The sequence below is a fragment of the Flammeovirga sp. AWQ4_249 genome, assembly GCF_056161045.1.
This window is the reverse complement of the sequence record NZ_JBSWYJ010000003.1, coordinates 308901-324725: the sequence shown is the minus strand read 5'-3', so window position 1 is coordinate 324725 and position 15825 is coordinate 308901. Positions and strand designations below refer to the sequence as shown.

The 15825-nt window shown below is 31.4% G+C and carries 13 protein-coding genes; 9 read left to right on the top strand and 4 right to left on the bottom strand.

Going from position 1 to position 15825, the window contains the following annotated elements:
- Positions 1–219 precede the first annotated feature (219 nt).
- On the top strand, positions 220–1839 hold the full coding sequence (locus tag ACXAHM_RS04950) for a hypothetical protein (protein ID WP_474959300.1): 1620 nt from the start codon (positions 220–222) through the stop codon (positions 1837–1839).
- Positions 1840–2151: 312 nt separating this feature from the next.
- The gene (locus tag ACXAHM_RS04945; protein WP_474959299.1) at positions 2152–2760 is read left to right on the top strand and encodes a hypothetical protein; all 609 of its coding nucleotides are present in this window, start codon (positions 2152–2154) and stop codon (positions 2758–2760) included.
- Positions 2761–2801: 41 nt separating this feature from the next.
- On the opposite strand, the gene ggt is transcribed toward ACXAHM_RS04945, so the two are convergent.
- Positions 2802–4523, bottom strand: a complete 1722-nt coding sequence (ggt, locus tag ACXAHM_RS04940; protein ID WP_474959298.1) for a gamma-glutamyltransferase — start codon at positions 4521–4523, stop codon at positions 2802–2804.
- A gap of 172 nt (positions 4524–4695) precedes the next feature.
- On the opposite strand from ggt, the gene ACXAHM_RS04935 reads away from it, so the two are divergent.
- On the top strand, positions 4696–6711 hold the full coding sequence (locus ACXAHM_RS04935) for a TonB-dependent receptor (RefSeq protein WP_474959297.1): 2016 nt from the start codon (positions 4696–4698) through the stop codon (positions 6709–6711).
- On the opposite strand, the gene ACXAHM_RS04930 is transcribed toward ACXAHM_RS04935, so the two are convergent.
- Genes ACXAHM_RS04930 through ACXAHM_RS04920 form a run of 3 tightly spaced genes read right to left on the bottom strand, consistent with a single transcriptional unit; the run spans position 6708 to position 8921 of the window.
- Positions 6708–7229, bottom strand: coding sequence for an AAA family ATPase (locus ACXAHM_RS04930; protein WP_474959296.1), 522 nt, complete (start codon positions 7227–7229; stop codon positions 6708–6710). The two genes, ACXAHM_RS04935 and ACXAHM_RS04930, sit on opposite strands and share 4 nt — an antisense overlap.
- Positions 7216–7785 carry a nicotinamide riboside transporter PnuC gene (pnuC, locus tag ACXAHM_RS04925; RefSeq protein WP_474959295.1) on the bottom strand — a complete coding sequence of 190 codons (570 nt, stop codon included), beginning with the start codon at positions 7783–7785 and terminating at the stop codon, positions 7216–7218. Before pnuC ends, ACXAHM_RS04930 begins: the two co-directional genes overlap by 14 nt.
- Before the next feature lie 50 nt (positions 7786–7835).
- The gene (locus ACXAHM_RS04920) at positions 7836–8921 is read right to left on the bottom strand and encodes a hypothetical protein (protein WP_474959294.1); all 1086 of its coding nucleotides are present in this window, start codon (positions 8919–8921) and stop codon (positions 7836–7838) included.
- Positions 8922–9009: 88 nt separating this feature from the next.
- On the opposite strand from ACXAHM_RS04920, the gene ACXAHM_RS04915 reads away from it, so the two are divergent.
- The 6 genes from ACXAHM_RS04915 (at position 9010) to ACXAHM_RS04890 (ending at position 15825) form a co-directional block, all read left to right on the top strand.
- A complete protein-coding gene (locus tag ACXAHM_RS04915) occupies positions 9010–10008 on the top strand; it encodes a helix-turn-helix transcriptional regulator (protein WP_474959293.1) in 999 nt (332 codons plus the stop codon).
- Positions 10009–10971: an NAD-dependent epimerase/dehydratase family protein gene (locus tag ACXAHM_RS04910; protein WP_474959292.1), complete on the top strand. Its 963-nt coding sequence runs from the start codon at positions 10009–10011 to the stop codon at positions 10969–10971.
- Between the two features lie 239 nt (positions 10972–11210).
- Complete coding sequence (locus ACXAHM_RS04905; RefSeq protein WP_474959291.1) at positions 11211–12173, top strand: nicotinate-nucleotide--dimethylbenzimidazole phosphoribosyltransferase; 963 nt, start codon at positions 11211–11213, stop codon at positions 12171–12173.
- A gap of 124 nt (positions 12174–12297) precedes the next feature.
- Positions 12298–12846, top strand: coding sequence for an RNA polymerase sigma-70 factor (locus ACXAHM_RS04900; RefSeq protein ID WP_474959290.1), 549 nt, complete (start codon positions 12298–12300; stop codon positions 12844–12846).
- A gap of 46 nt (positions 12847–12892) precedes the next feature.
- Positions 12893–13885, top strand: coding sequence for a FecR family protein (locus ACXAHM_RS04895; protein ID WP_474959289.1), 993 nt, complete (start codon positions 12893–12895; stop codon positions 13883–13885).
- The gene (locus ACXAHM_RS04890; protein ID WP_474959288.1) at positions 13885–15825 is read left to right on the top strand and encodes an STN domain-containing protein; all 1941 of its coding nucleotides are present in this window, start codon (positions 13885–13887) and stop codon (positions 15823–15825) included. The genes ACXAHM_RS04895 and ACXAHM_RS04890 overlap by 1 nt, the downstream gene beginning before the upstream one ends.

Below are 15825 nucleotides of genomic sequence, written 5' to 3'. Positions count from 1 at the left end.
TGGTTATATTATTATTTACGTAGTAAAAAAGGGGATGATTATTTTTTTCATCCCCTTTTGTGAAATATCTTATTTCATGATAGTTTTTATTGATAATGACTTGTTTTTAATCCATAAAAACAAATTATGACAGTCTACTACCGATTTTTGATAAAAGTATAAGTTCATGTATTCGTTAGATTTAGTAATCAAACTTAATTCTAATAGATTTTATTATCCATGAAACCTTTATTTCTCATACTTACCCTTTTACTTGCTATTAATACTTGGGCTCAGGAACATAATAATTCAGAAAAGAATCCTTTTCTGTCAGATTCGAATTGGCCTATTGGACATACAAATACTGGACAAACTAATGCGGTGGAAACAAAAGGTCCGGAAGGAAGAACAAGACAACTTCGTGAAGATGAAATCCAATATCATGATTTAGGACAGTTCCAATTAGGACAAGTTATTTCTGGACAATATGAAAATGGAAGAAGAGCAATTTGGTGTAATGGCTCAAATTTCGTGGCTAAGTTAGACTATGACACTTATAATATTATATCTCTATTAAGAATATCTAATACAGTTGATCATTCTGGGAAACATGAGCTTTTCTTAGATAAAATGGATAGTGATATTAAGTTGAAAGAGAAAGTAGGTTATGCCTTGAAAAATGGTTTTGTAGGAGATATGTCCTCTGTATATATCATGATGAACAGTCATAATCAATTTGTAGGTGCAGTCCCTAGAGGAATTAGAGTTTATGGTGATGTAGAAGAAGGAAATATTGATTCAGGAATTAAAATCATAGGTGAATATACTTTACCCGATAATATCAAAGGAGAAGTTACGGGAATGAATATGAGTTATGATGGGAAAATGATTATCATAACAAGTGAAGGTTTTTTAGTAGCTATTAATGACCAATTAGAATTAGTTTCTTCCATTTTATTACAAGGGAAAGAAGAGTTTGATCGTTCAAAGAAGGTTACTTTCGTGAGAAATAGTATTGCTATTGATAAAGATGGAGGTATTTATGCTGTTTCTATTAATCATATGCACAAAGTGGTTTGGGATGGTAAAAGATTATCTCAATCTACAGAAGATGGAGCATGGATTGCTGAATATCCAAATAATTTTGGTTTAGGATCTGGATCAACGCCTGCACTGATGGGTTTTGGTGAAGGAAAAGATCAGTTTGTTGTGATTACTGATGGTGATAAAGTAATGAATATGACTTTGTTTTGGCGAAATGAAATTCCAGAAGATTGGAAAGGAATCAAAGGTTTAGACGATAGAATTGCAGGATCAAAAGCAGTAACATTTGGTTATGAAGATGCAAAGTATGTTCAGCAAGAACAAGGCGTAACGATTCATAACTATGGAATGATTGTCGTCAATAATATCCCAGAGAATGTTCCAATAGGTATTGAACAAGAAGCTAAAAAAGATCCCAGAGTGATGTGGGCTTTTATGGGGTATATGAATGGCCAAACGGAATTCGCTCCTTTAGGCGTTGAAAAGATGATTTGGAATACTAAGACAAGAACTTTAGAAACCGCTTGGGTGAATAGTGAAGTATCAGATCCTACATGTGTACCGTTTGTGTCATTAGATAATAATATGTTTTACACAATTGGGTCTAGAGATAATAAATTTACTTTTGAAGCAATTGATGCGAATACAGGTGAATCAGTCTTCCATTATAAAATTGGTGGAGCAAGATATAATGGTTTTTATTCAGCACCTACCATAGATGAAGAAGGTAGAATTTTATATGGATCTACTTGGGGAGTAGTTCGAATTACCCCTAAACCTAAAACAATTATTCCAACAAAAACAGCAAAAAGATAAATAGAAAATTCTCATTAGAAACTAATATATATTAGGCTTGAAATAGTCATTAAAGACAAGTTTTTTACTTGTCTTTTTTATTGTGTAAAGAATACATTTATTAAAATAGTTATATTAATGAAGTGTAATTTATACATAAATGAATAATCCATTGAATTCTGTAAATAATTAAAATGTAAATATTTATTTCTTTATTTTTATGAAATAAAAGTAATTATTTTTTGAAAAACTGCATTTTGGCAGAATATATTTTGAAGTAAAATTTTATATTCGCATTACAACAAACAAAAGGACTAATATAAAATTACTACAATGAAAAAATTAACATTACTACTGTTTACAGTGATATTAAGCTTACTATCATTTCATACTTTCGCAAATGACTTGTCTTATACACTCACTGTAAAAAAATCTATCATTAAGATCGACTTCGAAAGCTTTACTACTACAGAAGATCACGTTGAGTTGGAAGTATTAAGTCTAGATGGGGAACAACTACTTTCTCATAAATTGAGTGTTGTTGCCAAAGCAAATACTGAATTTGATGTATCTTCTTTGGAAAAAGGAAGCTATCAATTCAGAATGAAGTTTGAAAATAGAATACTTCAAAAAGAGTTCAAACTATCTAAGTCTAAGAGAATCTCTATGAGAGGTTATATTTTAAAACAACATGATAGAGGATTAGTAATAGAAATGAATGGTAAAAATTTTAAGATTCAAACTACTAATCGTCTTAAAGGAAATATAGATTTAACGTTCACTTCATTAGATGGATCCGAAAAACTATTATACGAAGGAACGTTCTTATCAGGAATTAATGCGATCACGAACATTGATCTGACAAAATTAGGAGCATCTCATTTTAAGATGAGTTATAAAGAACAAGGTATAACTTATACTGAAAGGTTTCTAATGTATTAATAAAAAAGGCTGATTCATCACTTGAATTAGCCTTTTTTATTCTAGTAACCTGCTGCTTGACCGTCTTTACGACTTTCGCTAGCACCATGAAATACTTTTTGCAAATCATCCCAAAGAATTGCTTGATAGCCACCATAGGCTCCTCTGACGAAACCTACTTTATGTCCTCTATCCATTAATCCTCTGATGGTTTCATATGATATTCCAGATTCTACTCGAATCATCCCTTTATTGGTTGTAGTCTCTCCTATAGGTGAGGCTCCTCCTGTATGATCCCATCTTGGTGCATCTCCAGCTTCTTGAAGATTCATCCCAAAATCAATTAAGTTCATGACAATTTGAGTATGCCCTTGCGGTTGGAAATCTCCACCCATTACACCAAAGGATACATAAGGTTTTCCATCTTTTGTAATAAAGGCAGGGATAATCGTATGAAAAGGTCTTTTACCTGGTTCATATGTATTGGCTTGCCCTTCTTTTAGAGAGAATAATTCACCTCTATCTTGTAGCATAAAACCTAATTTTGGAGGAACCATTCCAGACCCCATTCCTCTATAATTACTTTGGATCAATGAAATCATATTTCCTTCCTTATCTGCCACAGTCATATAGATTGTTTCTCCTGCACTTATTTGGCCTGCTTCGTATGTTGAAGCTTTGTCCGTAATAAGCTTTCTTCTTTCTTCTGCATATTTTTCAGATAATAAAGTCTCTACTGGAACTTTATAGAAATCCATATCAGCATAATATTTTGCTCTATCCTCAAAGGCTAATTTCTTAGCTTCCGTAAATAGGTGAAGATGTTCTGCACTACCGAATGCAATTTTTGAAAAGTCATAACCTTCAAGTATTTCTAACATTTGTAATGCTGCAATACCTTGTCCGTTGGGAGGTAATTCCCAAACATCATAACCTCTGTAATTTATTGAAACAGGATCTAACCATTCAGAATGATGATTTGCTAAGTCTTTTTTAGATAAGAAACCACCTTGGTCTTGAATAAATTTACTTATTGTTTTGGCGATATCTCCTTTATAAAATGCATCTCTACCACCATATGCAATTTTTTTATAAGTACTAGCTAGATATGGGTTTTTATAAATCTCACCTTCATTGGGAAGTTTTCCATTATTTTGGGCAATGTAAGTATCTTCAATATTAGGAAAACCTCTGTCCAAATATCTTGGTACAGATTTTTGAATATACCAGGCGATGAGTTCAGTCAATGGAAAACCACTTTCAGCGTAATTGATTGCAGGTTGTAATAGTTCAGACATATCTTTTGAACCAAACTTTTTGTGTAACTCAAACCATCCATCTACAGTTCCAGGAACACTAACAGGTAACGGACCTAAAGCTGGAATTTTGCTCATGTTATTTTCTTTAAAATAAGATAGTTTTAGGTTTTGAGGAGAGCGACCACTACCATTTAATGCGTAAAGTTTTTTTGTTTTTGCATCCCAAACAATCGCAAAAATATCTCCTCCAATACCACAGCCAGTCGGTTCCATAAGACCTAATGTTGCATTGGCTGCTATGGCTGCATCAATAGCATTTCCTCCTTTTTTTAAAATATCAAGGCCGACTTGTGTTGCTAAAGGATGTGAAGTTGCGACCATACCATTTTGACCCAAAACTTCAGATCTTGTAGCAAATGTTTTACCTGTAACTCTGTCTTGAGCTGATGAGAATTCATTGATAAAAATGAAAAATGTCAAACAAAATAGAAGTCTGACTGTTTTGATTGAAAGTTGCTTGTTCATACTTGAATTGAATTGATAATAAAAGTTTGACTTTAAGTTAATTATACTCTTTAATGAAGTTAAAAATTTTATTTATTAAATTAAAATTATGACTATGAGAGGCAATGTTTTTTAATTATATAAATATGCTAACGTATTATTTATATTTAAATAAAACCAATTAACCTAAAACATGAAGAACAAGTTATTAATACTATTGTTTATCATAACAGGATTATTTTATGAGAATGCTTTTGCTCAAAAAAGTATGTTTGATGAGGATTCAGTTACTGCTTTAACAGAAATTGTTATTTCACCTTCTTTTTTAGCAACACAAGTTACTCCTGTGACCTATGAAAACTTACTCGTTTCAGATATATCTTTTAAGAATGTAGGGCAAGAACCTTCTTTTTTACTAAGTGAAAGCCCTTCTATGACTGTATACTCAGATGGAGGAGGTATGCAGGGATATACTTATTTTAGGATGAGAGGTATAGATCAATCTCGTATTAATATGACATTGGATGGTGTTCCTTTAAATGAACCTGAAGATCAAGGTTTTTATTTTGCCAATTTTGGAGACTTCATGAATTCAATTAGTTCTTTACAAATTCAAAGAGGTGTTGGGACTACAAAAAATGGTACGGCAAGTTATGGTGGTAGTATTCAATTTTCATCAGTGAATTTACATGATCCACAATATGCAAAAGTAGAATTAGGTTATGGTTCTTTCAATTCTTATAGAGTAGCAGGAGAATATAATTCAGGAGTAAAAGACGATAAAGGTATTTATGTAAGATTATCAGGATTAGGCTCTGACAATTATAAATATGATGCAGATAATCGATCTTTTTCAGGTTATGTAAGTGCAGGTTTATTCAAAGAAAAATATGATTTACGCTTTACAACTTTTGCAGGAAATCAACGCAATGGTTTAGCATGGGCAGGTGTAAGTCAAGAACTTATAGACCAAGACCCGAGAACAAATGCAAATGTCAACGAAAGAGATAATTTTACACAAACTTTTTCTCAATTATCTCATAAATGGAGTATTTCTGATATCTTTACCTTAAGTACTAGTGTATTTTACAGTTATGTAGATGGTAACTATGATTATAATTGGTTGGGTTACGATTCAAACCCAGATACATTAGATAATTATGCTTTACGTTCTAATTTTATAGGCTTCTTCAGTAATTACACTTTAGAAACGGATAATTTGGAATGGACAACAGGTGTTTTATTAGATTGGTATGCTAGAGACCATAACGGAACGAATAATTATGATCCATCTCTTTTTTACACAAACACAGGCTATAAAAATGAAGCTTCTGTTTTTACAAAAGCAACTTATGGTATTGGAAACCTTTATCTTTTTGTTGATTTGCAATACCGATATGCCTCTTTTGATTATGATGGAAGTGTAGCTTTTGATAAACTCGAGTGGAATTTCTTTAATCCAAAAGGTGGTGTGACCTATGCAACAGATATGGGCCTTGAATTCTATTATTCAATAGGTAGAACCGGTCGTGAACCTACAAGAACAGATATGTTTGGTGGTTATGATAATCTAGCAGCAGATTCTACTGGCGCTCCTTTAATTGGTGGTACTGATCCTGAATACGTGGTAGATCAAGAATTAGGTATTCGTGTCAATAAAAATAAGTGGAAAGGTTCATTGAATGGTTTCTATATGGATTTCCAAAATGAATATATCCTACAAGGGCCATTGGGACCAAATGGTCTTCCAATAACTGGAAATGTAGAATCTAGCTTTAGAGCTGGAGCAGAATTGGATGTTACATTTACATTAAATGATCAATGGTCTTTCAGAAATACTACTTCTTATAATTATACGCAAGTAGAAGATCAAGGAGTGAAATTCCATCATATTCTAACTCCTGAATGGATCATGAATCAAGATATACTTTATAAATTAAAGAAATTTGAAATTGGTGTGACTTTAAGATATCAATCAGAGTCATATATTGATAATGCAAATGAATATACAATTGATGGCTATTTCTTACTGAATGCAAGAGCTAGTTATATCATTAATGAGCATGTACAATTGTCGGTATTAGGTAATAATTTAACGAATGCTGAGTATTATAATTATGGTTATGTGGATACTTGGGATAATAATACCAATAAATATTTAGTGACAGCTCCAATCAATTTTTATGGAAGTGTAGCTATTACTTTCTAATCAGCTTTAAGTATTTGTAAGGCCTTTTGAACACGTTCTTCCAAGGTTCCTGAGATGAGATAAAATGTTAGATAATTTTCTTGGAGTTCTTTTTTATAGAGCTCCAAGAAATATTTTCTATCTTCAATTGAAGGATTTTCTCTTTGTGGATCGTATTCCCATGGAATATCAATGTCTAATAAAAAGATAAAGTCAAAATTTTGCTTTTTGATAGAATCAAGGATCCAAGAATCGCATTTCCCAAATTTATCTTCAGACCAAACTTTCAGTACTTCTAACCCAGTGTCACAAAAGAGAAAACGATTACTTTTTGCTAGTGCTTCATTTTGAAGACCAAATTGCTTTTGACCAATAATTTTTAAATCTTGATAGGTATATTTTCGTTGAATTTGATCAAGATAATCTCTTGCATATTCATCAATCCAATTTGCATTAAGTACTTCTGCCAATTTTTTACAAAGTGTACTTTTTCCTGTGGATTCAGGACCTGTAATCAGTATTTTTTTAGGCTTTAGCATATTCTTTTGCATAATCTTTTCTCCATTGTATTAATCCCCAAATTGCTAAAAGTGTATATGCAAAAAACAATACAGCAGTTAAAGTAAATCCTCTTGAATAGTATAAATAGATTGAAATACTGTCAATAATGATCCAATAGGCCCAATTTGAAACCACTTTTCGAGTAACTAAATAAGTGGCAATAATACTGAACACTGTTGTAAGTGAATCTAAGAAAGGTAAAGCAGCATCCGTAAATTTCACGAGACCACTTCCTAAACCATAAATCCCTAATGCCCCAAGACCTATTAATAATCCATGACTTTTTAAAGACCATTCAGTAAGTGGAAGTTCATGATTATTTTTTCCATATTTCCATTGATAGAAACCATAAATATTCATGATCATATAAAATACTTGCAACCCTGATTCAGCATATAAATTTGCATCAATACAAATGTAAAAATACAAGCTTACAGATACGACAGCTGCAGCCCAACACCAAATATTTTCTTTAATAGCTAATACAGTATAGGAAATACTGAATATGACAGCAATAATTTCTATCCAACTCATGTGGGAATATAATCGGTTAAATACTTTATTTAAGATAAGGATAAAAAGTACTAATGCATAAGAAGTTTTTTCAAATCTTCATCTGTGTGTAATTGATCCAATAAAGTAGATATTTGTTGTGCTTTATTCATCTCAGAAACAACGATATTATTAGCTTCACGATCAATACCACTTCCCGATTTTCCAACAAATAATTGATAGATATATTGTTCTTTGGGTCCACCAATAATTTCATCCTTTTCTTCTTCAAGGTCTTCTAATTGTTTTTCAAAAAGGGTAATTAATTTTTCTGTTTCTTCAACCTTAAATGTGATTTTCTCATCTTTAAAATGAAGGCTATATAAATCAAGGAGGGTGGAAATGTCATCTTTATTTTTTGCTTCTGTAATCACTGACATTAAAGAGTGTCTTTCCTCTTTTTCTTTTTCATCCACACTTAAGTCAGGATGGAATTTTTTAGCAAGTTTTTTATATAATGCATGAACAGAAGTAAAATTGATTTGTGTTTTTTCTTTTACCTCAAAATTTTCTTCAGCTTTTGCTCTTAATTTTTCTTGTTGTTTTTTTAGTAAAAAAGGAGCTACTTTTTCATCAAATAAAGTTTGAATTAAAGTAGTATCTTCTACCATTGATTCCCATTCTTCTTTGGTGAAAAAACGTTCAACATCTTCTAATTTTGACATTAAAAACAACTGCTTTTGGACAAAATCATTTGCTTCCTTTCTTTTTTGCGATTTAGTATTCTTTGAACTTGAATTTTCAGAAACCATTTGAAAATCAGCAATTAGTTGATCAAATTTTAATGTTTTAGCAAACGGAGAATGTAAGCCTTCTACAAGGTGATACTGTACTACTTGCTGATAAATAGTATGTTGATTGGAGGTGAATTTTATCTCTTTACCTAAGAATAATATACGTTCTACAAAAGCATGTAAAATAGTAAACCGATCCAAACTTACCTTTTCAATTTCTTTATGATAAACATTAAGCATACGTTGTATCTCTGGAACTAAAGCTTTATTTCTTCTTTTTTTCTTTTGAATATCAAACCATAGTTTCGTTAATTTATCCTCAGGTGTTTTAGTCTTTTTCTTAGGTTTTTCTTTTATGATTTTAGAAAATGAAATTAATTTCATGCTTTGTGATTATTTTATGGCAAATAAGATAGACCAAACCCTTGGGTAAGCTCAAATCAATTTCAAAATTAGAAATTACTTCTTTTACATGACAATAAATGAAGATAAAATAGTCAATATTGATCATAATATTGAAACCTCATTTCCAGATAAAATAGCAGATTTGATCGGAACAACTTTCGATGGTAAAAGAGTTTATTCAAAATCAGAATATGGAGAAATTTCATATCGATTTTTTACGCTATTAAATGATTTAAAGGTAATTGTTCATGATTGTAGTATTGAAAAAGAAGTTGGTGTAAGGCATCTTCCAAAAGAGGACAGTGACTTTATCTATATCATGCTTTTGAAATCAGGTAATATCACACATATTTATGAATCAGATTCAAAAATTGAAATCTTTGGACCTAAAAAACAAAGAGGAGTAATGATTTCAAATCTTCGAAAACCTGTGATTAATTATGGTCATATTGGTGCTGTTTCTCAGTGGGTAACTATCATAGTAAAAAAGCGATTACTAAATAATTATTTCGGAGATCAGTTTGATAAAGTAAAAGAGATCATCAACAATAGTGAACCTTGGATTTTTTACGAAAATCTAAATTATGAAATTGCTACAGCGTTAGATAAAATCTTCATGACAGAAAGAAGTCGTATTTCTTATAAGTCAGTTATCTACAGTCAGATTATCTTAATCTTGGGACAAATATTTGAATTTTTGGGAGAAAGAAATGCTCAAGATGTTAAAAGCTTAAATTCCTATGATACAGAACGACTTTTTGAAATAAGAGAATTTATTTCAAAAGATTTATCGAACCCTCCTTCTTTGGAAATAATTTGTGATGAATTTGGGATTAGTAGGTCTAAATTAATACGAGATTTTAAAGCCGAATTTGGAAAACCAGTATACCAATTTTATTCTCAACTAAGAATGGATGAGGGTAGAAGTATGTTAGTGAATCAAAATATGACAGTTACCGAAGTTTCTCAAGCATTAGGTTTTAAAGGTATTTCTAAATTTTCAGACGCTTTCAAAAAGCATTTTGGAATGTCTCCTAAAGTAATGCTTGAACTAAATAACGAATAAATGATAGCATTAACAGGAGCTACAGGTCATTTGGGATATGTGATTCACCGCTATCTCCTTAAAGATAATATTGAGCATAAAGTTCTCTTAAGAAAACAAACAAACAGAATAAACAACGTTGCAAAAATTTATGGTGACCTTTCTGATGATAAAGCATTAAAACAACTCGTAGAAAACACTGAGACAGTCATTCATAGTGCAGGTATTATTTATCCGAAATATGGGGAAAATAAACAAGTATATTACATTAATTTTGAATGTTCAAAACGTCTTTTCCAATATTCTAAAGAAGCAGGAGTAAAGCATTTTATATTTATCAGTTCCATTCATAGTATGGAAGTTCCTGATGGAAATATTTTTGATGAAAAAGCTCCATTAGTGACAGATCAAAATAAAAGTTATGATTTTTCTAAAGCTGAAATGGAACGCTTTTTAGCTGAACAAGAAGGGATTAAAATTACGATTTTGAATCCGACATCTATCATAGGTGGAGGGGATTTTTACTTTAATGGATTCAATCAACTATTTCAATTATTAGAAAAAAATCGTGTACCTATGTTGACAAGTGGTGGTTATGATGTAATTGATGTCAAAGATGTGGCAAAAAGTTGTATTTTTGCGGCACAATATCAAATTGAAGGAAAATTTATATTAGGTAATACCTATTTCAAAATACAAGATATTGCAAAATTTTACGGAAATGTAGCGAAAAAGTTAATAACTCCTCTTAAGTTATCAACACAAGCCATGAAAATGTTAGCAACTTTTACTGACTTTGTGGACGGATTTTCCAAAAAACCATTACCGACCAACTCATATTCAATTAATACACTTTTAGAGCTAAAAAATTCTATTTCGCATCAAAAAGCTGTGGATAAACTCAATTTTAAGCCGAAAGTTATTCACAATTCTTTACAAGATATTCACAAATGGATCTTAAATGAAGAGTTTATCGCGGATTGAATTAATGTTTATTCACATTTTTGTTTATCTAAAAGTGATTAACTACCTCATTTTCTTTATATTATACTAATTTTACTAACATTGTTCAATACTAGTTATTCACATTTGTAATATTTTAAGTTGCTCATTTATAGTTGATTAAAGTATTACAGTTTACATAAATAAGAATTCTACAATTTTAAATACCTATTATTCTAAAAACTTCTATTTACTTTGACATCAGAAAAATCAATAATATCATGAATTTACAAGAAGAGATTCGTCAAAAATTAGAAAACAGAAGTATAGCCAATGGTGCGTTAGGTGATCTTGAAGAATTAGCAAAACAGATTGCTTTGATTCAACAAACTTCTACCCCTGAACTGATGCAACCTAAATTACTTTTGTTCGCAGCAGATCATGGTATTTCTAATGAAAAAATCAGTTGTTTATCTTCTACAAAAGATATGGTCAATAAAGTTCTTGACGGACGGTCAGGTATTAATGCGCTAATTGATTCTTCTGACTTATCATTGCATGTAATTGATTGTGGCGTAAACGGAAAGCTTATCTCATCATCTAAATTGATAGATGCTAAAATAAAAGGAGGATCAGCCCATATGATGCAAGCTTCGGCACTGTCACCTGATGATATTTCTAATTGTTTTGATCAAGCAAAGCGTTTATTTCAATCAAAGGAAATAAAGGACAGTAATTGTATTGGTTTTGGTGATATTGGAGTTGGAAATAGTGCCGCAGGAGCGTTAATTTTGTCTACTTTGTATCAACTAAGACTTGATGAATGCATTGGTAAAGGTTCGGGTATTGATTTAGAAACTTTCAAAAAGAAGTATACATTATTAGAAAGTATCTTGAATAGTTACCAGCAACTTCCTACTTCGCCTATCGCTATATTAAGTGCATTCGGAGGATTTGAAATTGGTGTAATGATGGCTTCAATGTTAGAAGCTTTTATGCAAAATAAGCTCATGATCATAGATGGTTTTATACCAACGGTTGCTTTTGCTTTAGCACAAAAAATGGAACCTAGGTTAAAAAGAAATGCCATTTTCAGTCAATTATCAGATGAAAAAGGTCATGGTATTTTATTAGAAAAATTGGAGACAAAACCTATCTTAAATTTAGGTTTGAGACAAGGTGAAGGTGTAGGAGTGGCATTAGCATATCCAATTATTAAAAGTGCAACACGTCTTCTTTCATAAAAATTGAAGTACAAAATTTCTTATTTATATATTTTAGAGGTGAATTAATTGCATCTTTGTATGCTTTACTTTTACATCTAAAAAAGTAAGTCTATATTATTTATTAGAATAAATAGCATTCATTTTGGCAGAGGAGATTTTAACAAAAGAGCAATTTGAAACGTTGTTTAGAGAGCAATATCCAAAACTATGTGCTTTTGCAAATACGTTTTTAAAAGATATTCAAGCCTCTGAAGATGTAGTTCATGATGTCCTTTTCAAATTATGGGAAAATCGAGAAACCCTAAACATTGATATTTCATTAGAGGCCTACCTTTTTCGAGCAGTACGCAATAAAGCATTGAATGTAATTCGACACATTGATGTAAAAGAACAATACAAAGTACATAATGAGAATGTACTCCAATCATCTTCAGAAGAATCTTCCGATACTATGGAAGCAGCTGAATTGGATTTTAAAATCAAAGAAAGTGTTGCTAGTATGCCTGCCAAAAGAAAAGAAATTTTTGAGTTATCCAGGTTTGAAGGTTTAAAATATTCAGAGATTTCAAAACAACTGAATATCAGTGTAAAAACAGTAGAAAATCAAATGTCTTCTGCTTTAAAATACCTTAGAAAAGAGCTTTCTGGTTTCTTATCAATCCTTATTTTCATTTTTTTTAAAATTTTTTAATTAGAGAATAGGGGTAAACAAATTATCAAGTGTCATATCAGTGATTATGGAGCATAATAATATAAATATAGATGAAGTTTTATTGACGAAATATCTTCTCCATGAAGCAAATGAAGAGGAAATACGAACAGTAGAACAGTGGATTAAGGAGAGTGATGAGAATAAATCTACTTTTGAATCTTTTCAAAAAGTATGGAAAGCTTCTGAACAGGCTTTTATACCTGAAGTTACTGTTGATGTAGATGAAGCTTGGCATAAAATGAATAATGCTATTCTCCAAGAAGATACGACTAAAGTTGTACAGTTTACGCCTTGGAAGAGGATTGCTAGTGCTGTTGCTGCAGTCTTGATTATTGCTATTGGGATTAAATTCTATAGAACAAATCAACAAATTGAAGAAGTATCATCAGTTGAAGTATTTAAAGTAGATATTCCAAAATTGGAAACTTTAAATGACGGTTCAGAAATCATGATGAATGCTAATGCAACACTTGCTGTAGAATCTTTTCAAGGAAATACTAGAGAGGTAACTTTGGAAGGTGAGGCTTATTTTGAAATTGCTCATGATGAATCAAAACCATTTATTGTACATACTTCAAAAGGTGATATTACAGTATTAGGAACAAAGTTTAATGTAAAAACTACGAAAGAGGATGTCGTGGTGACTGTTACAGAAGGCTTGGTCAAATTATCTTCTACTCAAAAAGGAGATACACAATATGTTTTATTAGAAAAAAATACGGAAGGTGCTATAAGCAAAAATAGTTATGCCCCAGAAAAAATAGCGACGAAGAATTTCAATAATCTTTTTTGGAAAACAGGAGCATTGAATTTCCATAATGATCAATTTTCGGATGTTATTGAAACTTTAGAAAATGCCTATGAAGTAAAAATTACTGTTGAAAATGAAAACTTGAATCATAAACAGTTAACAGTAGATTTTCATAAAAATAGTATTGAAGAAGTGTTCGAAATTCTTCAGGCTACCTTTAAAATACAAGTGCAAAAAGTAGGAGACAAAACCTACATCATAGAATAATGAGACTAATTAATTTCTTGCTTATCTTTTTTGTATTATGCTTATCATTTCCAACTTATGGGAATAATAATGCAGGAGGTGATATGCTTGAGCGTATTATCAATATAAACATAAAAAAGCAACCTTTAGAATTTGCTCTGGATGAAATAAAAGCTCAAGGTGGTTTTTCTTTTTCTTACAATCCCTCCATTTTAGATTTATCAAAAACCGTTTCTTTTAAAGGTCAAAATGTAACTGTGAGAGCTGTTTTAACAAGCATTTTAGGTTATCATTATGAATTTAAGCAAATAGGTACGCACATCATTATCCGAGAGGCTTTGACTTTAACAATCAAGCCCATAGATCAAAGAAAAAGAAAGACAAGGGCTGAATTAATGCGTCTGAAAGACAATATTCTTTTGAAGGGTCGAGTGATTGATGGAGAAACGGGAATTGGGTTACGATATGTTGTTGTATATGATGAAACAGAGAAAGTTATAACACTTACTGACAGTCTGGGCAATTACTCTTTAGAAGTCCCTTTAGAGCGAATGCAAAAAGGTGTCTATTTCAGAAATAGAGGGTTTTATGATACGATGGTTCAGTTTAACCCTGATAAGAATCAAAATGAAATTACATACAATGTAGCAATGACGCCAAGAAATGAAGATGCTCATCCTGTTGATGCAGATCTAGCGCTTCAGTCACAAAATATTAATCAACTAAAAATTGTAAAGCGATTTGTTCCGAAGAAAGTAGATATTATTTCTAATAGTATTGAATATGTGGAGTTTAGAACAGGTCAAATTACATTTATTCCGTTTTTAAGTAATACAAACTTTTTAGGAGGTAGTTACAAAAATCGTTTGTCTCTCAATGTATTAATGGGCTATTCTGCCGGAGTAGAAAATGGTGTAGAAATAGGAAGTTTGGCGAATATCAACCGTTTTGATATGAAAGGTTTTCAAGTGGGAGGTCTGACAAATATCGTCGGAGGTTATACAACAGGTTTTCAAGTAGCAGGCGTAGTCAATCATAATATGAGAAGAGTTTATGGTTTTCAAGCAGCTGGTGTCACTAATATTGTAGTTGATTCTGTGATGGGAATGCAGGTTGCCGGGATAAATAATGTCGTCTTAGAAAATGTGAAAGGTTTTCAGGTGAGTGGCGTAGTCAATACAACCAAAACAGCTGTAAAAGGACTTCAAGTAAGTAGCATTTATAATTATAGTAAAACTGTAAAGGGAGGACAGATAAGTGGGATTTACAATACGACTCCAGAAGATGTAAAAGGATTGCAATTATCTGGAATTGGAAACTATGCCAATGAAATTGTAGGTGCTCAGATTTCAAGTATTTTTAATCAGGTTAACGGTATAAGTAAGGGAGTACAAATTGCTGCTTTAGTAAACGTGGCCAATGAACAAAAAGGTGTTCAAATTGGTCTTTTCAATTATGCTAAGATCGGAAAGAAAGGTGTGCCAATTGGACTTTTCAATTACTATGTTGATGGATATCATTCACTGGAATATTATATTGATGAATTTGCTTATGTCAACTTCGCTTTTCGAATGGGTAGTAGAAAATTATATACTTATTATACGTTAGGAACAAGTTATGGTATACCTAATTTATTACCAGAATTTGATGGTGTAGGCTATGGTTTTGGATTTGGTACCATGCCTTTTAAAAGGATGTCAATTGAAGTAGGTTTCCAATCTAATAATAATTTTAAGGAGGATGTACAAGATTATCATTACTTCAAATCAAGCATCATGTATATTCAACCAATTTGGAAAGGCATTTCTATAAACTTAGGGCCAACATTTAACTATACAGCAGAACTCTTTGGTGAAAAAGAAAATGCTGAAAAAATTACTCCTCCTTCATTTTATTACAAGGAAACAGATAGAGGTCCATTTTGGATAAGTGGAAAAATTGGTATTACTTATACTTGGTAA